The organism is Variovorax sp. 3319 (assembly GCF_031456585.1).
GTDB classification, from domain to species: Bacteria; Pseudomonadota; Gammaproteobacteria; order Burkholderiales; family Burkholderiaceae_C; genus Variovorax; species Variovorax paradoxus_P.
Map to the genome: position 1 here is coordinate 214,250 of NZ_JAVDUZ010000009.1, position 17,086 is coordinate 231,335.

Sequence of the window (17,086 nt, forward strand, 5' to 3'; positions counted from 1 at the left end):
TAGCAGCCGCGCCAGCGGGGCTATTCCGCGATAAAGCCCGCGTCCTTGCGGATCGAGTCGCGGTCGCGGTGGTTGTTCAGGCGGCCCAGCGTGTTGTCGAGCAGGCGCTTGAGCTTTTCGGCCGCACCCCTGAAGGCCTCGTCCAGGGTGTTGGCATATTGCGTTACGGCCAGCGGCTGGTGGTGCGCAAGGCGTGCTTCCATCACGCAGCACTTGTTGCCGGCACCGGCCTTGTCGTGGTTCTCGTCGCTCAGATGCACTTCGACGCGCGTCACATCTTCGACAAAACGGTTCAGCTGCTGCTTGATCTCCGTATCGGCCCAGCGCTCCAGCGCGTCCTTGTTGTTGACACCGTTGCTCGTGTTGACCTGAATCTGCATGCCATGTTCCTGCTGATGGATGAACGAACCCCTACTGTGCGCCCTAAACGGCCCTGGTGCGCGTAGGCGTGTTCCCCACCTTGGGGCAGGCATGGGATCAACTCTGGATATAGGTCGTAAGCTGCGCGATGGTCACTTCGTGGTCGGCAATGATGTCGTCCATCAGGTCTTGGATGGAGATCATTCCCACCACCTTCTCGCCATCGACCACCGGCAGGTGGCGAAACTTGCGCTGGCTCATGAGCGCCATGCAGGCGCGCGTGCGGGTTTGCGGGGTAACGGTCATCACGTCGGGGGTCATGATCTCGGAGACCTTCATCTCCTTCGAGTTCTTGCCCTGCAGCGCCACCTTGCGGGTGTAGTCGCGTTCGGAGAGAAAGCCCACCAGCTTTTCGCCGTCCATCACCATGAGCGCGCCCACTTCAAAATGCGCCAGCGTTGCCAGCGCGTCGAACACGGTGGTGTCCGGCGAGGTGCGCCAAGCCGCGGAGTCGTGGCGCTTGAGCAGTTCGGAGACGGGTTTCATCGCGGTAACTCCATCAAAAGTTTCAATTCGACCGACGCGCCGTTGCGCCGCGTTCAGTCAAATGATAGGGGCGGAACAGCCCCCCGCGATGCAAAACATCTAGTGGATTGCACGTGTCTCGCCGACGCGCGCTCCAACGCGAACTAAGGTGTTGGTGCCAGCACGCGGCTGAGCGCCACCGGGTCGCCCAACACAGACTTGACCAGCCCCTTCTCGTCGAAGTTGACCTGGTACTCCGACCAGCTGTCGCGCCAGTAGCGCCAAGTGGGCGCATCGAGGCTGGGGTTTTCGCCGGCCACCGGATAGCCGACGGCCATCAACACCTGCTCGCGCGTCATGCCGGGCATGACCTTCACGGCAAGAATGGCATCGCGGATGGCGGGCGGAAAACCGGCCATCTTCTGCTTCGGGTCTTCGGTCACCACATAGCGCTTGGCAAAGTCGATCAGCGTGATGTTGCGGCTGTAGTCGTTCTTGATGCGCTGGGGCTTGCCCGCCAGGTCGAGGTTGAACCAGCGGAAGTCGTAGGCCGTGATGCGGGCGGGCGTGCCCACGGCCACGATGCTCGTGCCTTGCTCGTCGTAGTTGATGTCGCTGATCGAGTTGCCGTAGGTGCGCATGTTGCAGCACAGGTAGCCGCTGAGCAGCGGGCCTTGCGGCGGTGAGGGACGCTGGGCATGGGCGACGGTTGCGGAACCGACGGTGGCTGCCAGCAGTGCGGCAGCGGCAAGGCGCTTGAACATGGATTTCCCTCGAATGATTATTTGAAAGCGGCTGCAAGTGCAGCGCGCGGATTCTAGGGGCGCGATGCGGCGCGGCGCAGGCAAAATGGGCACACGCAGCTATCGAAAGCGTAGCGCCGTGATCTGGCGCACATTCCCGGCCACAATGCGCACCCGGCCCCAGGCCGCCCCTTCCAGTCAGAGCGAAAGAAAGAGCATCCATCGATGGCGATCCAGTGGTTCCCCGGGCACATGTACACGACCCAGAAGGCCATCACCGAGCGGGTGAAGGACATCGACGTGGTCATCGAGTTGCTCGACGCGCGGCTGCCGGGCTCCAGCGCCAACCCGATGCTGGCCGAGCTCACCGCCGGCCGGCCTTCGCTGAAGGTGCTCAACAAGCAAGACCTGGCCGACCCCGCGCGCACCGCCCTCTGGCTTGCGCACTACAACGCGCTCGCGGACACGCGCGCCATTGCGCTCGATGCAAGCCAGACCACGCCCGCGCAGGCCATCGTGCGTGCGTGCCACGAGCTTTCGCCCAACCGCGGCGGCATGGCCAAGCCAATGCGCGTGCTGATCTGCGGCATTCCCAACGTGGGCAAGTCGACCCTCATCAACACGCTGACCGGCAGCCGCAAGGCCAAGACCGGCGACGAGGCCGGCATTACCAAGCTGGAGCAGCGCATCACACTGGCGGACGATTTCTACCTGTGGGACACGCCCGGCATGCTGTGGCCGCGCATCGTGGTGCCCAAGAGCGGCTACAACCTGGCCGCCAGCGGCGCCGTGGGGCGCAATGCGTTCGACGAGGAAGAAGTGGCGCTGGAACTGCTCAATTACCTGAAGGCGAACTATGCCGAGGGCATTACCGCGCGCTTCAAGCTGGCCGAGCACGACGCCGCCGCCATTGCCGCCATGAAGGACGAAGAGGTGCTCGACGCCATCGGCCGCAAGCGCGGCGCGTTGCTGGGCAAGGGCCGCGTCAACCTGCAAAAGGCCGCCGAGATCGTCATGCACGAGTTCCGGGCCGGCAACCTGGGGCGCATCACGCTCGAGACGCCCGAAGAATTCTTGCAATGGCTGGCCGAGGGCCAGCGCATCGATGCGGAACGTGCGGCCAAGAAAGCGGCACGCGGCAAAAAGCGCAAGCCGGGCGCCGAGCCTCCGGAAGGCCAGGCGCCCGAGCCGCGCTGAGCAGGGTCGCGATCAGCGCATCTGCAGGCGCGCGTCCTTCGGGTAGCTGATGGTGTAGTCGGCCGCCACGCGAGCGGTCTTGCCGGCCTCCAGGTCGAAGCTCCACATCGCGAGGCCGGGCTGCTTGTTCCAGGCCAGCTCGCCCGGCTGCGGCGAGAACTGCGCCGCCACGCGCACCTGCTCGTCGACGGAAACCGGCGCCGCCTCGAGCACCTGCACCGCAATGGGCGTGCGGTGGCGGTTTTCGACCACATAGGCGCGCTGCACCTTGCGCTCGGCGCGCGAACCGACAAAGCCACCCGTGCCCTGGCTGTCTTGCTCGGGCTCGGCTTGCACCCGCACCAGTTCATCGCGGCCGAAGGAGAGCGTGAGCTTCGCGTCGCTGGGCGCGTTCCAGCGGCCGCTGCCCACAAAGTTGCCATCGCGATAAAGCTGCAGCGGGCCGGCCGGCCACACACCTGCGGGTTGCGGGAGTTCTGCGACCAGGAAGGCACTCGGGTCCACGCGCGGGCTGGTGCGCGCGGCAAGCTTTGCCGTGTCTTCGTGCTGGCCCAGCGCCAGCGTTACGCGTTGGCCATTGGAGGGCACGTCGATGCTCTGGGGTACCGCGAATTCGGTGGCAAAGCTGTTGTCGAACACGGCCACGTCGAAAAGCGGCTCCGCAGCTTCGGCCATGGCGCGCTTGCGGTCGAGCGATGCGGCGGGTGCCGGCGCTGCCATCATGGCAACGGCCGGGCTTGCGGGCGCACGCTGCGGCGGCTCGATGCCGATGCGCCACGCGCCTGGCGTGCGGCCGGTGGTTTCGCGGCGCGGCTGGCCGGTGGAAAGCACCAGCTTCACGCCGCGCCAGTCTTCGCCCGTGGCCTGGGCCACCAGAGCTTGCCGCTCGATGCGCACCTTGCGGGTGGTGGTGTCGAGCAGCGCGCGGTAGGTGGGCGTCCAGCCCGGGCCGTTGACCTGGTAGCTGAGCTTCACGTCCGTATCGGCACTGGCAGCCAGCGTAACGGTGACAGCCACCACTTGCCCGCCATCGCCCTGCGAGCGCTTGCGTTCGGCAAGCAACGGGTTGAGCTGCCGGTCGATGTCGGTCTGCTTGCGCTGGATCTGGTGCTGCTTCAGCAGCGACTCTTGCCCGCTGCGGCGCATGGCCTCGGTCATTGCGGCAAGGTTGCGCGCATCCATGGGGGCACGGGCGCCTTGCGCCGGTTCGCCGCTGCCCGAAAGGCCCTTGAGATAGCCGGTGACAAGGCCCAGCGCATCGCTCTCGGCCTGCAGCGCAGCCTTCTGGTCCTCCAGGTCGCGAATGCGGCCGTCGAGCGCACTGGTCGCGCAGCGCGCCGAGAGTTCGCGCGCCTCGCTGAGCACCGAGGTCTCGCCCAGGCGCACCGAAGCACCGGCCGACACCTGCAGGCTCTGCACGTCGAGCCCGGCCGGCAGGCAGGCGAAGGTGACCGACCGGCTACCGGCAGCGACTCGCGCCACCCGCTCCACCGTGGCGCTGCCGGGGTAGACCTTGACTTGCGTGATGCGCGACGCGTCCGCACCGCCGGCAGGTGCCACGCCCTGCGCAAATGCGCCGGTGCCAAGCACCAGGCAGGCCGCAGCTACAACGGTGGCGCGCAAGTCGGCACGCAAGAAGAGGGAGGAAAAAGAGTTTGCTTTCATCGGAGCCTCGGTAGTGGATCGTTCCTCGACTCATACGGCGGGGCTCGCAGACCGGGGTTAAGGCCGGTCAAAAAAAGTTGCTGTCGCCAAGGCAACTGCTCCAGCGCTTCGGGTCGCCGGGGCGACGGTGCGGCGCGGAACCGCTTCTTAGAGTGGCCACTTCCGCCTTTTTTTGCGATTTCTCCGCCTTCGACGCTTCACCCCTTTCTTTTCTGAAAGACCGCCATGCTCGACACCATCCAGGCCATCAACAAGACCGCAGCCTTCAATCGCTGGGCCGGCTTCGAAGTAACCCGCGCCGCTGGCGGCGAAGCCGAGTTGCGCATGGAATGGCGCGAGGAAGACATGGGCCAGTACGCCGGGTTCTTGCACGCGGGGCTCATCGGCGCCATGCTCGACACGGCTTGCGGCTTTGCAGCCGCCACGGTGGCGGGCAGGGTGCTGGCTTCGCACTTTTCGGTGAACTGCCTCTCGCCCGCGCTGGGCCGGGCCTTCATTGCGCGCGGCAAAGTGGTCAAGGCCGGGCGCAAGCAGGTGTTTGCCACCGCCGATCTCTACGCGCAAGGCGAAGGCGACAGCCTCAAGCTCGTGGCGACGGGGAGCGCCATTCTTGTTCCGGTGGAAGAGGCTGCGCCGGCAAAGTGATTTTTGCCTTTCTGCGGGTGCCCCGTGGCTTCAACCCGAACAGCGGCCGCACCCAGCCCAGGCGGCGAATCACCCCGTCGGTGAGCACCCAGCAGCCGGCGATGGTCAGCGCAACCAGCAGCATCGGTTCCAGCACAGGCCCCAGCGCAAGAGGTGCCAGCAGCGCAACGCCCGCGATGATCAGTGTCTGGTGCAGCACGTACCACGGGTACACAGACTCGTTGGCCCAACTCAGCCAAGGCCAGGGCCTGTTCAGGTGGCGGTGCCCGTGCCCGAGGATGGTGGCAACCGCCAGCCACAGGTACAGCATGCGCAGCGTGTCCATCACCACGCCCGAGGGCGGCCCCTTCATGCCGATGCGCAGCATGATGAAAGCGCCGATTGCCGCTGCAGCCAGCGCGAGCGATACGCGCCGCATACGCGCCAGCTCGCGCCACACCCCGGTGTCCGCGCCCATCCAGTAGCCGTACAGAAACACCGTGAAGAAGACGCTGTGCAGGTAAAAGTCGCGAACCAGGTTGTGCGTCGGCGGAAAGTGGCGGGCCAGCAGCATCGTCCACACCAGCAATGGAATCGCCGGCAGAAACAGCAGCTTCCAGCCGCGCAGCCCGTTGAAGCCGCGGCGCATCCACTGGCCCGCACGCGAGCGCCAAAGCGGCAGCGTGAGCGCGATGAGCGCCGTGTAGGAAAACAGGTACGGCAGATACCAGAGGTGGTTCCAGGTAATGCCGAATTCCGCGCCGGCGAAAGCCTGCTTCGGCCATGGGGCGCTCATCGACAGATAGCGCAGCAGGAATGCGCCGAAGCCCGGCGCCACAAGCCCGTTGGCCACGCCCTCGGCATAGGCCTGGTAAGGCACGACCACCGCCATGCCGAACACCAGCGGCAGCACCAGCCGGGCGCCGCGGCTGCGCAGCAAACGCCAGGTGCCTTGGCTGCGGCTCAGGAAACCCAGCGACACGCCCGAGATGAGAAACACCAGGTCCATGCGCCAGAGGTTGAGCACGCGCATCGGCCACTGCAGCCATTCGGCCGCGTGCGGGCTCTTCAGGTGCCAGGGCCAGTCCGCCACGTAGTACATCGCCACGTGATACAGGATGACCAGCAAAAAGGCCAAGGCGCGCAGCGCATCGATGTCGTGCCGTCGATCGGGCGGGGCGGAGGATGGAGCCATCGGAATTCCTCGAACAATGCAGGAGAGAAGCCGCGATGGTCTTGTCCGGGCGCCGCTTGCGGGTTGCATAAGGGACGGATCGCCTCCTCTTTGTGACGAGCGGTGGCCGCCAGGGACGAAAAGCGCCCCTTGTGGCGTGCGGATCGCGAGAATCCCGGGCATGGGAGATTCCCGAAAGAACCTGTACGAGCGCTATGAGCCCATCCGCCGCTGGGTGGAAGTGGGCTTCTGGCTCGTCTTCATGGCACTGCAGGCGGTGTTCAACACCACGGTGGCACTGGTCGATGCGCGCGACCGCGCAGTGCCTCGCGCACCCTGGGAAATCGTGACTTGGGAAGTGTCCAGCCACCTTGTGCTGCTGGCGCTGGTGCCGGCCGTGGTTGCCGTGCAGCGCCGGCTGTCGCCGCTGGTGCGCACCCATTTGCTGCGCTTTGTGGCGTGGCACCTGGCCGCCAGCGTTGTCTTCAGCCTGGTGCACGTGGCCGCGATGTTCGCGCTGCGCGCCATGGTCTATTCGGCAATGGGCGAGCGCTACGACTTCGCAGGCTGGACGGGGCGGTGGGGCTACGAATACCTGAAGGACGTGCGCGCCTACCTGTCGATGGTGTTCGGCATCTGGGTCTACGGCGTCTTCATGCTGCGGCTGCAGGGCGAGGCGCGTGTGCTCGACGCGCCCGAGGCGTCGGCGCCCGCCGAAGCCGATGCCCTTCGAACAGAACCGCCCGCCCGGCCCGAGCGCTTTCTGGTGCGCAAGCTGCGGCGCGAATTCCTGATTGCCGCCAGCGACATCGAGTGGCTGCAAGCCGAAGGCAACTACGTCGGCCTGCACGTCAACGGCCACGACTACCTGCTGCGCGCCACGCTCACCGAGTTCTTGACCCAGCTTGATCCGGCCAGCTTTGTGCGCGTGCACCGCAGCCATGCGGTCAACCTGGGGCGAATCAAGGAGATAGAGCCGCTGGACGGCGGCGATGCCCGGCTGCACATGCACGATGGCAGCACCGTGCCGTGCAGCCGCCGCTACCGCGATGCACTGCGCGCCGGGTCTTCTGCGCGTCCTGTTCCGGTGCGGTCTTTGCACTGAGACGGCTCATCGCAGCCCATTGCGCACCATCAAAGAGCCTTTAGGCACCATTTTTGCTTCCTTGCGGCGCTGCCCCGGGCGATTCGGGTGCAATGCACCAATTCAAACCAAAAACTGCAAGAAGCTCCAATGGACGCACTCAAACAGGGCGCAGACGCGCTGTTCATCCTTCTCGGCGCCATCATGGTATTTGCCATGCATGCCGGTTTTGCCTTTCTCGAACTGGGCACCGTGCGCAAGAAGAACCAGGTCAATGCGCTGGTCAAGATCCTGGTCGACTTTTCGGTCTCGACCATCGTGTACTTTCTTGTGGGCTATGGCGTGGCCTATGGCACCCACTTCTTCGTGGGTGCAACCGAGCTTGCGGCCAAGAGCGGCTACGAGCTGGTGAAGTTCTTCTTTTTGCTGACCTTTGCAGCGGCCATTCCGGCCATCATTTCGGGCGGCATTGCCGAGCGCGCCAAGTTCTGGCCCCAGCTCATTGCCACCGCTGCCATCGTCGGCTTTGTCTATCCGCTGTACGAGGGCATTGCATGGAACAAGGCCTTCGGCATCCAGGGCTGGATCGCCTCGGTCACCGGACATGAGTTTCACGACTTTGCCGGGTCGGTGGTGGTGCACGCGGTAGGCGGCTGGCTGGCGCTGCCTGCCGTGCTGCTGCTGGGTGCGCGCCGCAACCGCTACCGCGGCGACGGCTCGCTGAGCGCGCATCCGCCGTCGAACATTCCGTTTCTGGCGCTGGGCGCGTGGATCCTGTGCGCGGGCTGGTTCGGCTTCAACGTGATGAGCGCCCAGACCATCGACAAGATCTCCGGCCTTGTCGCCGTCAACTCGCTCATGGCCATGGTGGGCGGCACGCTGGTGGCGCTGGCCATGGGCAAGAACGACCCCGGCTTTGTGTACAACGGCCCGCTCGCCGGGCTGGTGGCCGTGTGCGCGGGTTCCGACCTGATGCACCCGCTGGGCGCGCTGGTGGTGGGCGGCGTGGCCGGCGCCATCTTCGTTTCGATGTTCACGCTCACGCAGAACAAGTGGAAGATCGACGACGTGCTCGGCGTGTGGCCGCTGCACGGCCTGTGCGGCACCTGGGGCGGCATTGCGGCCGGCATCTTCGGCACGCAGGCGCTGGGCGGTATTGGCGGGGTGAACGTGTGGGCGCAGCTCATCGGCACCGCGATGGGTGTAGCGTGGGCTGCGCTTGCGGGGGCGGCGGTTTATGGAACGCTCAAGGCTGCAATGGGGCTGCGGCTCACGCAGGAAGAGGAATACGACGGCGCCGACCTGTCGATCCACCACATTTCGGCTACGCCGGAGCGTGAGGTGAATTGGTAAGCGGAGCGGGCTGAAGCGCATTTTCGTTGAATACGCTTCAAATATGAAGCGTATTTGCCTAGAATGCGATTCATGTGGATCTGGCAAGCCCAAAAATGGCCGCACTTCAACGTCGATGCGCGAGCCCTGCAGCCTGCGCTGTCGGCCGCGCGCCTGGCCCAGGGGCGCATGCTGGGCGTGGCGGGCAACCTTCAACTCGTCGACCTGAGCGAGCTCCAACTCGGCGAATGGACGCAAGAAGCCATTTCTACCGCCCAGATCGAAGGCGAAATACTTCAAGTCAATTCGGTGCGTGCCTCGGCGGCGCGGCGGCTTGGCCTTGCGCCGGCCGACCGCGTGCCAAGAGATGCGCGCACGGAAGCCACGCTCGACATTGTTGAAGCAGCCGTTGCGCGTTGGGATGAGCCACTTTCAGAAGGGCGGCTTCTCGATTGGCACGCGGCGCTTTTTCCAAACGGACGAAGCGGCATCACACGCATCGTGACGGGTGGCTACCGTGTCCACGAAGACCCCATGCAGATCGTCACTCCCCGCATCGGCAAGCCGGACACGGTGCACTATGAAGCGCCTCCTTCACGCGATGTGCCGGCTCAGATGAAGGCGTTGCTCGAATGGTTCGAGGACGGCCGGGAGCGGGCAGAAATGGACGGCATCGTGCGCAGCGCCATCGCGCATCTTTGGTTCGAAACCATTCACCCATTCGAAGACGGTAATGGCCGGATCGGCCGCGCTCTGAGCGACTTGGCGCTGGCGCAGGATCTGCGCAGCAACCAGCGTCTCTTCAGCATGTCTCAGCAGCTATGGCTCGACCGCGCGGGTTACTACAACCAATTGCAGGCCGCCAGTGCTCAAGAGAGCATGGATGTCACTCCGTGGGTGCGCTGGTTTGTCGGCTGTGTTGAAAAGGCGTGCCTCTCAACGCTGGCCCAGATACAGGCCGCGGGCGCCAAGGCTGGCTTCTGGGCACTTCTGGATGCTGCGCATCCGCAACTCACGCCGAGCCAGCGCAAGGTGTTGAACAAGCTCTATGACGCCGGGCCCGACGGATTTCTTGGTGGCATGAGCACGGAGAAATATGTGGCTATCGCAGGTGTGTCGCGCGCCACTGCCTATCGGGAGCTGACCGAAATGGTGGCATCGGGCTTGCTCGAAAGAACAGGGCAGGGCAAAGCAACCCGGTACGCACTTGTTCGCCCGATGTAGCTGGGCTAGCACAGGAGCAAAAAAGCGCGGCCTGTAGCAAACTCGCCCGACCCCTCCGCTTGAATATTCACACAGCCAATGACCCAAACGCCTCCCGCCCTCGAAGTCCTCCCCCGCGACATCTCCGCGTACCGCAAGGGCAACATCGGCATCGATTACGTGCACCGCTTCGAATCGGGCAAGCCCGGGCCGCACGTGCTGATCAATGCGCTCACGCACGGCAACGAAATCTGCGGCATGACTGCCGCCACGCATCTGCTCGACACCAATGTGCGCCCGAAGATCGGCACACTCACCGTGAGCTTTGCCAACGTGGAAGCGTACGAATCGTTCAACGAGGCGCTGCCCTTCGACAGCCGGCAACTGGTGCACAACCTCAACCGCATCTGGTCGCCCGAATGGCTCGACGGCACCGAAGACAGCCCCGAACTGCGCCGCGCCCGCGTACTGCGCCCGGTGGTGAGCGCGGCCGACCACATTCTGGACATTCACTCCACCAGCCAGCCGGTAGTCCCGTTCTGGGTCTACCCCGCCTATGACCGCAACGCCGAAGCGGCACTGGCCATCGGCCGCCCTTCGGTGCACCTGGTCATGCCCGACGGCCTGGGCTCGGGCACGCCGCTGATCCAGCATGGCCGCCATGGACTGCCCGAAGGCAAGGGCGTTGCGCTGGTAGCCGAATGCGGCCAGCACTTTCTGCACTCCGCCTCAGAGCTGGCCACCGCCATCTCGCTCGACTTTCTGGCGCACTTCGGCCTCATCGAGAAAGACCCGGCCGTGCCCGCGCCCGGGCCGCAACGCCGCTTCGAGCTGCTGCAGACGCACATCATCAAGTCCGAAGAGTTTGCGTTCGTGCGGCCATTGATCGGCTTCGAGACTTTTGCCAAGGGCGAGTTGATTGCGACCAACGGCCCGGATGAGATTCGCGCGCCTTGCGATGAGTGCACGATCTTCATGCCCGCACAGCGCGTGATCGTGGGGCGCGAGGCGGTTTATTTGACGAAGCCCATTTGAGGACTCGTCACCGCCGTCGCGTCGTCTCAAGCCGCAATGAACAGCGCCGGATCCACCATCGTCCGGTTCAACATCACAGACCAATGCAGATGCGGCCCCGTCACGCGTCCGGTGGCGCCCACAGCAGCTAGCTGCTCGCCGGTCTTCAACACATCGCCCACCTTCACGTCGACTCGGCTCAGGTGGCAATACATCGTCAGCAGGCCGCCGCCGTGGTCGAGCCACACGGTGCCGCCGTTGAAGAAGTAGTCGCCGGTATCGATCACTCGCCCCGGCAGCGGTGCCAGCACGGGCGTGCCGGTGCCGGCTGCGATGTCCATGCCGCTGTGCGGATTGCGCGACTGGCCGTTGAACACGCGGCGCAGGCCGAACGAGCTGGAGCGGCGGCCCGGCACGGGAACGCGCATCTGCAGCGAGGCGTCGGGCCGCAGGTCTGTGAGAGTGGCCATCACTGTGGCAAGGTGGGCGCGTTCGCGCTCGTAGCGCGCCTCGTCTTCGGGCGAGAGGTCGACGGTGCGCGGCGGCACTGTCAGGCGCTGCTCGCGGTACTGCTTGGCCTCCACGGTGTAGGCAACCTGCTTTTCAGCGCCGCTTTCGGGGCGCACAACAATGCTTGCGTCGCCCGGCGTGGCGGCAAGCGGAATGCCCACGAGCGCCGTCCATTCGATGGCGTCGCCCAGCACAAGCAGCGGCACGTCGCCTGAAAAGGCGGTCGGCCGTTTGGCATTCGGGCCAAGCGACAGGCGCGCGACGCCGCCCGGGACCTGGGACGCATGCGGCCACACATCAGGGCGCTTTTGCTTGGGCTTTGCAGGCGGCGCAGCTGTGGCGTGCGTGGCAGGCAGTGCCAGCAGGCCCAGCGTGCCGAGCAATGCGTGGCGGCGATTCAAAGCGGGCAAGACGGGTTCGGAGAAGTGGAGTCGGTTGCTGTGCATACGGAATCGAATGGATTAAATGTGTGCCGCCGCGCTAACCCAGCCAGGTGCCGGGCGCCAATCCGTCGAGCGAATGCGGCCCGATGGCAGCGCGAATCAGGCGCAGGGTGGGCAGCCCCACAGCGGCCGTCATGCGCCGCACCTGGCGATTGCGGCCTTCGCTGATTGCCAGTTCCAGCCACGCGGTGGGAATGCTCTTGCGCTCCCTGATGGGCGGTTGCCGCGCCCACACGTCGGGCGGCTGGTCGAGCAGACGCGCACGGGCCGGTCGCGTGAGGCCGTCGTTGAGCTGCACGCCTTCACGCAATGCAGTGAGCGCTTCTTCAGTGGGCACGCCTTCTACCTGCACCCAATAGGTCTTCTCCATCTTGAAGCGCGGATCGGCAATGCGCGCCTGGAGCTGGCCGTCATCGGTGAGAAGCAGCAGGCCTTCGCTGTCTGCATCGAGGCGCCCGGCGACGTAGACGCCGGGAATATCGATGAAGTCTTTCAGCCCGCGCCAGCGGCCCTCGGGCGTGAACTGGCTGAGCACGCCGTAGGGCTTGTTGAAGCGGATGAGGCGAGACGGAATTACTTGCCCCAGCTGTCCCGCATGCCTGCGGCGCGATTGAACACCGGCTTGCCTTCGGCGCCCGCCTTGGCATCGCGCACAAAGTAGCCATGCCGCTCGAACTGGATGCCCACGCCGGGCTCGGCCTTGGCCAACGAAGGCTCCACGTAAGCCGTGCAAGCTTCGAGGCTGGCCTTGTTCAGCTCGTCCAACAGCTCGCCGCTGCCCGGGTTGGCCGCAGCAAAGAGCCGCTCGTACAGGCGCACCTCGGCCTGCACCGCATCGGCGGCAGCCACCCAGGTGATGTTGCCCTTCACCTTGATGGCGTCCGCACCGGGCGTACCGCTCTTGGTGTCGGGCACGAGGGTGGCCTGCACTTCAACGAGCTTGCCGCTCGCGTCCTTGGTGCCGCCGGTGCATTCGATGACGTGGCCGTATTTGAGGCGCACCTTGTTGCCCGGGAACAGGCGGAAGAAGCCCTTGGGCTGCACTTCCTCGTAGTCGGTGCGCTCGATCCACACCTCGCGGCCCAGCTTGAACTCGCGCTTGCCCATTTCGGGGTGGTGCGGGTGCACGGGGGCGGAGCAGTCGTCCAGAAAGTCGTCGCCGCCCATGAGTTCGCCCCAGTTGGTAATGACCAGCTTCACAGGGTCGAGCACGGCCATGGCGCGCGGGGCGATGGGGTCGAGGGTGTCGCGCAGCGCGGCTTCCAGGCTGGCGTAGTCAATCCAGCCGCCGGACTTGGTGGTGCCGCTGCGTTCGCAGAACAGGCGCAGCGCCTCGGGCGTGTAGCCGCGGCGGCGCAGGCCCGCCAGCGTGGGCATGCGCGGGTCGTCCCAGCCGTCGACGTGCTTTTCTTCGACCAGCTGGCGCAGCTTGCGCTTGCTGGTGAGCACGTGGGTGACGTTGAGGCGCGCAAATTCATACTGGCGCGGATGCGGGCTGGCGATAAGGCCGCCTTCGGCAAGGCGGTCGAGCAGCCAGTCGTAGAAGGGGCGCTGGTCTTCGAACTCCAGCGTGCAGATGGAGTGGGTGATCTGCTCCAGTGCGTCTTCGATAGGGTGCGCAAAGGTATACATCGGGTAGATGCACCACTTGTCGCCGGTGTTGTGGTGCGTTGCGCGCCGTATGCGATACAGCGCGGGGTCGCGCATGTTGATGTTGGGGCTTGCCATGTCGATCCTGGCGCGCAGGATTGCGGCGCCGTCGGGCAACTGGCCGTCTCGCATGGCGCGGAAGCGGGCAAGGTTTTCTTCAACGCTGCGGTTGCGGAAGGGGCTGTCGGTGCCGGGCGTGTTGAAGTCGCCGCGGTTGGCGCGGATTTCTTCGGCGCTTTGTTCGTCCACATAGGCCAGGCCGGCACCAATCAGGTATTCGGCGGCGCGGTACATGAAGTCGAAGTAGTCGCTTGCAAAATACTCGTGCGGCTGCAGGGTGCCCGGGGCGCTGGGGCGGTCTGCCAGGTAGGTTTCGTAGCCGAGCCACTTCACCGCATCGCGGATGGAATCGACGTATTCCTGCTCTTCCTTCTCGGGGTTGGTGTCGTCGAAGCGCAGGTGGCACACGCCGCCGTATTCCTTGGCCAGCTCGAAGTTGAGCCAGATGCTCTTGGCGTGGCCGATGTGAAGGTAACCGTTGGGCTCGGGCGGAAAACGCATGCGAACCTTGGCCGGATCGGCCATGCCCTGGGCATGATGGGCGGCGTCGCCGGGCGAGCCACCCCACTTGCGGCCAGAATACGCACCCTGCGCAAGGTCGGTTTCGATCACGTGGCGCAAGAAATTACTCGGTGCAGCGGCCGTTTTCGCGCTGTCTTTATCGGTCGGGGAGGTCATTGCGGCATTCTAGAGGGCACCCCCTGCCGGTTACGTTTGGCAACGTTCTTCACATTAGGGCGGGCAACCGCTTTGCATTTGGCGCGTTCAATACCTACATGGGCGGAAACGCCCCAACCAGGAGTTCAAACATCATGAGCCTCACACGTTCAACCTTCTTCAAATGGGCCGCCGCGGGTGTCGTGGCAGCCGGCGCCTTGTTTGCGGCCACTTCGGCCAGTGCCCGCGGTGACGTGAGCTGGTCGGTGGGCGTGGGTCTGCCAGGCGTGTCCGTGGGCGTTGGCGCTCCGGCCTACTACCCGGCCCCGGTCTACGCCGCCCCGGCACCGGTGTATTACGCACCGCCGCCCCCGGTGTACTACCGTCCGCCGCCGCCGGTCTATTACCGCCCGGCCCCGGTGTACTACGCACCCCCGGCGTATTACGCACCGCGTGGCTACTACCGCGGCTATGGCCACGGCCATCGCCACTGGCGCTAAGCGGTAGCGCTCTCAAGGCGCGATTCGCAAAACTCAAAAAAAGCCGGCTCCTGAAGGGGCCGGCTTTTTTTATGCGTGCTTGACTATCGATTTCACATGGCGCGAAAGAGATGGCCGTAAAGGCGGCTGACCGGAATTTTCTCGGGCCGGCCCTTCAGGTCGAGGTGCAGCTTGCCGGCCTCGTCGCGGTGCACCGCCTCGATGGCCTCGCTGCGCACCACCACGGCCCGGTGCACCTGCCAGAAGATCTCGGGGTCTAGCTGCGTCAGCAGTTGCTTGAGCGGCGTGCGAATCAGGTATTCGTGCGTGGCGGTCAGCACGCGGATGTATTTGTCGGCCGCCTCGAAGTACAGCACCTGATCGATGGTAACCATGCGCACGGTGGCGCCGCCGGCTTCACTGGCGGCAATCATCTTCAGCGGCGCGGTAGCGGCCTGCGCTGCCGATCCGCCATTTGCGGCGCCCGCGCCTGCGCCGGCCGCATCCAGCAGCTGGCGCCATTGCGCAAGGGTTCTCTCCAGTGCCTCGTCTGCCGCGGCCGGCTTTGCATGCTGCGGCTGAGAGGCCAACGCCTGCTGGAGCCGCATCGCGGTCTTGCGCAGGCGCTCGGGTTGCACGGGCTTGAGCACGTAGTCGATTGCCTGCGTCTCGAAGGCGCGGGCGGCGTATTCGTCATAGGCGGTCACAAAGACCAGCTGCGGCATGGGCGCTTCGTCGGTGGGCCAGCGGTCGGCCAGCTCGGCCGCGGCACCCAGGCCGTCGAGGCCGGGCATGCGGATGTCGAAGAACAGCACTTGTGGCAGCAGCCGCAGCGCCTCGCGCACGGCGCTGCGGCCGTCTCCTGCAATGGCAAGCACCTGCAGTTCGGGCCATGCCGCGGCCAGTTCGGCCTTGAGGGCCTGAGCGAGCAGGGGCTCGTCTTCGGCGATGAGTGCGGTCGGGTTCATGCGTGTGGTGGCATCGGAAAGCTGAGTGTGGCGCAGGTGCCGCCCGAGGGCACGGCGGCCAGGCTCATGCGGCCCTGGTCGCCATACACGGTGGCAAGCCGTTCGCGAACCTGTTCGAGCCCGAAGCCGCTGCCTCCGGATTGCGCGGGCAGGGTTGCATCGACGCCGACGCCGGTGTCGCTCACTTCAATGACCAGCCGGCCTGCGTCCTGCCTTGCGCGCACTGCTATCTTGCCGCCCTCGACCTTGGGCTCCAGCCCATGGCGAATGCTGTTTTCAACCAGCGGCTGCAACAGCAACGGCGGCACCGGTGTGCCGCGCAGGTCGGCGGGCAGGTCTAGCGTGTAGTGCAGGCGCTCGCCCATGCGAACGGACATCAGCTCGAGGTAGTCGGCAAGCCGTTCGAACTCGGCAGACAGCGGATGCGAGAGTGCGCGCGAGCCGCTGAGCGTCATGCGCAGATAGTTGTTCAGGCGGTCGAGCATGGCCACTGCGCGGGGCGGATCGATGGTGATCAGCACGCGCAGGTTGGCCAGCGTGTTGAACAGCATGTGCGGTTCGAGTTGTGCTTCGAGCAGCTTGAGCCGCGCCTCGGTGGCGTTGCGCTGCGCCTGCTCGATCTGGCTGCGCATGTACTTGCTGCGCCCCAGGCTGTAGAAAAAGAAGCACATGCAGATGGTGGCCGTCACCGTGATGATGATGGTGGTGGCAAGCCTGCGCTCCTCGAAGCTGCTGAAATTGAGCAAGGGCTGGTCGGTCCATGCGTCGCCAATTGCATTGCCCCCGAAAAAGCCGGCCAGCACGCCGGCCACAACCAGCAGATAGCCCCAGGGGCCGGTCGGCCAGAGAATTTCGCGGTGTCCGCTGATCAGCAGCCGGCCCACGTCGATGAAGAGCCAGCTGATCAGCCCGATCGACAGCGAATACACCATCTGCGCGCCCCAATCCCCGTGCTGGGTGATGGCCAGCGCCGCCGCTATGAAGCAGCAGAAGGCCACCGTGATCAGCCCATGCCTGAGCATGCTGCGGATGTTCTCCGCGCGAAAACGGGGGAGCGCGCCAACACTCATCCGCGCTCTCCGGCGCGCAGGGCTTGCCGTTCACGCTCTACCAGCCGGTCATAAAAACCGCCTCCCGGCGCAATGAACCAGACGACGGCACCGTGACTCAGCAGGCCCAGGCCCCAGCCCATGAGCGGATACACCGCCCACCCATGGCCACGTGAGGCGGAGAGCGCCACCAGCCCAAGGTTGACCAGCACATAGACGAAGGCATGGATGTACCAGCCCATCTTGGCGCCGGCGCGGCGGCGGGCGCGCTTTTCGATGTCGGGGGCGGAAGGGTGGGCTTGTGTGTGGTTCACGACGGTTCTCCGATAAACAATGGTTCGAATGTCCT

General features: G+C 65.3%; 18 protein-coding genes. 7 read left to right on the plus strand and 11 right to left on the minus strand.

What is annotated here, in order from left to right; all coding sequences use genetic code 11:
- Window positions 1-20 precede the first annotated feature (20 nt).
- The 3 genes from J2X67_RS19185 to J2X67_RS19195 all read right to left on the minus strand — a co-directional run bounded on the left by J2X67_RS19185 (window position 21) and on the right by J2X67_RS19195 (window position 1,649).
- On the minus strand, window positions 21-380 hold the full coding sequence (locus J2X67_RS19185) for an HPF/RaiA family ribosome-associated protein (RefSeq protein ID WP_281146989.1): 360 nt from the start codon (window positions 378-380) through the stop codon (window positions 21-23).
- 97 nt (window positions 381-477) lie between these two features.
- Window positions 478-906, minus strand: coding sequence for a CBS domain-containing protein (locus J2X67_RS19190; RefSeq protein WP_309955380.1), 429 nt, complete (start codon window positions 904-906; stop codon window positions 478-480).
- 143 nt (window positions 907-1,049) lie between these two features.
- Window positions 1,050-1,649, minus strand: a complete 600-nt coding sequence (locus J2X67_RS19195; RefSeq protein WP_309955382.1) for a cell envelope protein SmpA — start codon at window positions 1,647-1,649, stop codon at window positions 1,050-1,052.
- Window positions 1,650-1,853: 204 nt separating this feature from the next.
- On the opposite strand from J2X67_RS19195, the gene ylqF reads away from it, so the two are divergent.
- The gene (gene ylqF / locus J2X67_RS19200; RefSeq protein WP_309955384.1) at window positions 1,854-2,825 is read left to right on the plus strand and encodes a ribosome biogenesis GTPase YlqF; all 972 of its coding nucleotides are present in this window, start codon (window positions 1,854-1,856) and stop codon (window positions 2,823-2,825) included.
- Between the two features lie 12 nt (window positions 2,826-2,837).
- Here ylqF and J2X67_RS19205 read toward each other — a convergent pair whose 3' ends face one another.
- Window positions 2,838-4,490 (minus strand): DUF4139 domain-containing protein, encoded by a 1,653-nt coding sequence (locus tag J2X67_RS19205; RefSeq protein WP_309955386.1) that lies wholly within the window; start codon window positions 4,488-4,490, stop codon window positions 2,838-2,840.
- Window positions 4,491-4,715: 225 nt separating this feature from the next.
- Between J2X67_RS19205 and J2X67_RS19210 the strand changes: the two genes are divergently transcribed.
- Window positions 4,716-5,135 carry a PaaI family thioesterase gene (locus J2X67_RS19210; protein ID WP_309955388.1) on the plus strand — a complete coding sequence of 140 codons (420 nt, stop codon included), beginning with the start codon at window positions 4,716-4,718 and terminating at the stop codon, window positions 5,133-5,135.
- Here the strand turns inward: J2X67_RS19210 and J2X67_RS19215 are convergent.
- Window positions 5,071-6,309 (minus strand): acyltransferase family protein, encoded by a 1,239-nt coding sequence (locus J2X67_RS19215; RefSeq protein WP_309955390.1) that lies wholly within the window; start codon window positions 6,307-6,309, stop codon window positions 5,071-5,073. The two genes, J2X67_RS19210 and J2X67_RS19215, sit on opposite strands and share 65 nt — an antisense overlap.
- Before the next feature lie 160 nt (window positions 6,310-6,469).
- Here J2X67_RS19215 and J2X67_RS19220 point away from each other — a divergent pair, with 160 nt between their 5' ends.
- The 4 genes from J2X67_RS19220 (at window position 6,470) to J2X67_RS19235 (ending at window position 10,942) form a co-directional block, all read left to right on the plus strand.
- Window positions 6,470-7,393, plus strand: a complete 924-nt coding sequence (locus J2X67_RS19220) for a LytTR family DNA-binding domain-containing protein (protein ID WP_309955392.1) — start codon at window positions 6,470-6,472, stop codon at window positions 7,391-7,393.
- A gap of 129 nt (window positions 7,394-7,522) precedes the next feature.
- The gene (locus J2X67_RS19225; RefSeq protein ID WP_309955394.1) at window positions 7,523-8,725 is read left to right on the plus strand and encodes an ammonium transporter; all 1,203 of its coding nucleotides are present in this window, start codon (window positions 7,523-7,525) and stop codon (window positions 8,723-8,725) included.
- A gap of 72 nt (window positions 8,726-8,797) precedes the next feature.
- The gene (locus J2X67_RS19230; RefSeq protein WP_309955396.1) at window positions 8,798-9,928 is read left to right on the plus strand and encodes a Fic family protein; all 1,131 of its coding nucleotides are present in this window, start codon (window positions 8,798-8,800) and stop codon (window positions 9,926-9,928) included.
- A 78-nt stretch (window positions 9,929-10,006) separates the two neighbouring features.
- A complete protein-coding gene (locus tag J2X67_RS19235; protein ID WP_309955398.1) occupies window positions 10,007-10,942 on the plus strand; it encodes a succinylglutamate desuccinylase/aspartoacylase family protein in 936 nt (311 codons plus the stop codon).
- A gap of 26 nt (window positions 10,943-10,968) precedes the next feature.
- Here the strand turns inward: J2X67_RS19235 and J2X67_RS19240 are convergent, their stop codons facing one another.
- From J2X67_RS19240 to J2X67_RS19250, 3 genes are read right to left on the minus strand one after another with little or no spacing between them, the layout of a single operon-like run.
- Window positions 10,969-11,877: a peptidoglycan DD-metalloendopeptidase family protein gene (locus J2X67_RS19240; RefSeq protein WP_309955401.1), complete on the minus strand. Its 909-nt coding sequence runs from the start codon at window positions 11,875-11,877 to the stop codon at window positions 10,969-10,971.
- Window positions 11,878-11,911: 34 nt separating this feature from the next.
- Window positions 11,912-12,448: a pseudouridine synthase gene (locus J2X67_RS19245; protein WP_309955595.1), complete on the minus strand. Its 537-nt coding sequence runs from the start codon at window positions 12,446-12,448 to the stop codon at window positions 11,912-11,914.
- Window positions 12,448-14,262 carry a glutamine--tRNA ligase/YqeY domain fusion protein gene (locus J2X67_RS19250; RefSeq protein ID WP_309955403.1) on the minus strand — a complete coding sequence of 605 codons (1,815 nt, stop codon included), beginning with the start codon at window positions 14,260-14,262 and terminating at the stop codon, window positions 12,448-12,450. The genes J2X67_RS19245 and J2X67_RS19250 overlap by 1 nt, the downstream gene beginning before the upstream one ends.
- A 134-nt stretch (window positions 14,263-14,396) precedes the next feature.
- Between J2X67_RS19250 and J2X67_RS19255 the strand changes: the two genes are divergently transcribed.
- Window positions 14,397-14,741 (plus strand): hypothetical protein, encoded by a 345-nt coding sequence (locus J2X67_RS19255; RefSeq protein WP_157614836.1) that lies wholly within the window; start codon window positions 14,397-14,399, stop codon window positions 14,739-14,741.
- A gap of 92 nt (window positions 14,742-14,833) precedes the next feature.
- Here the strand turns inward: J2X67_RS19255 and J2X67_RS19260 are convergent, their stop codons facing one another.
- The 3 genes from J2X67_RS19260 to J2X67_RS19270 are packed head-to-tail and all read right to left on the minus strand — an operon-like array spanning window position 14,834 to window position 17,051.
- A complete protein-coding gene (locus J2X67_RS19260) occupies window positions 14,834-15,688 on the minus strand; it encodes a LytTR family DNA-binding domain-containing protein (RefSeq protein WP_309955405.1) in 855 nt (284 codons plus the stop codon).
- Window positions 15,685-16,758, minus strand: a complete 1,074-nt coding sequence (locus tag J2X67_RS19265) for a histidine kinase (RefSeq protein WP_309955407.1) — start codon at window positions 16,756-16,758, stop codon at window positions 15,685-15,687. The genes J2X67_RS19260 and J2X67_RS19265 overlap by 4 nt, the downstream gene beginning before the upstream one ends.
- On the minus strand, window positions 16,755-17,051 hold the full coding sequence (locus J2X67_RS19270; RefSeq protein WP_309955409.1) for a 2TM domain-containing protein: 297 nt from the start codon (window positions 17,049-17,051) through the stop codon (window positions 16,755-16,757). The genes J2X67_RS19265 and J2X67_RS19270 overlap by 4 nt, the downstream gene beginning before the upstream one ends.
- Window positions 17,052-17,086: the final 35 nt, after the last annotated feature.

Bases quoted from the DNA above. Each gene is read 5' to 3' on its own strand.
- J2X67_RS19230 (WP_309955396.1), top strand. From the start codon at position 8,798: ATGTGGATCTGGCAAGCCCAAAAATGGCCGCACTTCAACGTCGATGCG.
- J2X67_RS19205 (WP_309955386.1), bottom strand. From the start codon at position 4,490: ATGAAAGCAAACTCTTTTTCCTCCCTCTTCTTGCGTGCCGACTTGCGC.
- J2X67_RS19260 (WP_309955405.1), bottom strand. From the start codon at position 15,688: ATGAACCCGACCGCACTCATCGCCGAAGACGAGCCCCTGCTCGCTCAG.
- J2X67_RS19220 (WP_309955392.1), top strand. From the start codon at position 6,470: ATGGGAGATTCCCGAAAGAACCTGTACGAGCGCTATGAGCCCATCCGC.
- J2X67_RS19240 (WP_309955401.1), bottom strand. From the start codon at position 11,877: ATGCACAGCAACCGACTCCACTTCTCCGAACCCGTCTTGCCCGCTTTG.
- J2X67_RS19210 (WP_309955388.1), top strand. From the start codon at position 4,716: ATGCTCGACACCATCCAGGCCATCAACAAGACCGCAGCCTTCAATCGC.
- J2X67_RS19235 (WP_309955398.1), top strand. From the start codon at position 10,007: ATGACCCAAACGCCTCCCGCCCTCGAAGTCCTCCCCCGCGACATCTCC.
- J2X67_RS19195 (WP_309955382.1), bottom strand. From the start codon at position 1,649: ATGTTCAAGCGCCTTGCCGCTGCCGCACTGCTGGCAGCCACCGTCGGT.
- J2X67_RS19265 (WP_309955407.1), bottom strand. From the start codon at position 16,758: ATGAGTGTTGGCGCGCTCCCCCGTTTTCGCGCGGAGAACATCCGCAGC.
- J2X67_RS19185 (WP_281146989.1), bottom strand. From the start codon at position 380: ATGCAGATTCAGGTCAACACGAGCAACGGTGTCAACAACAAGGACGCG.
- J2X67_RS19255 (WP_157614836.1), top strand. From the start codon at position 14,397: ATGAGCCTCACACGTTCAACCTTCTTCAAATGGGCCGCCGCGGGTGTC.
- J2X67_RS19190 (WP_309955380.1), bottom strand. From the start codon at position 906: ATGAAACCCGTCTCCGAACTGCTCAAGCGCCACGACTCCGCGGCTTGG.
- ylqF (WP_309955384.1), top strand. From the start codon at position 1,854: ATGGCGATCCAGTGGTTCCCCGGGCACATGTACACGACCCAGAAGGCC.
- J2X67_RS19225 (WP_309955394.1), top strand. From the start codon at position 7,523: ATGGACGCACTCAAACAGGGCGCAGACGCGCTGTTCATCCTTCTCGGC.
- J2X67_RS19250 (WP_309955403.1), bottom strand. From the start codon at position 14,262: ATGACCTCCCCGACCGATAAAGACAGCGCGAAAACGGCCGCTGCACCG.
- J2X67_RS19215 (WP_309955390.1), bottom strand. From the start codon at position 6,309: ATGGCTCCATCCTCCGCCCCGCCCGATCGACGGCACGACATCGATGCG.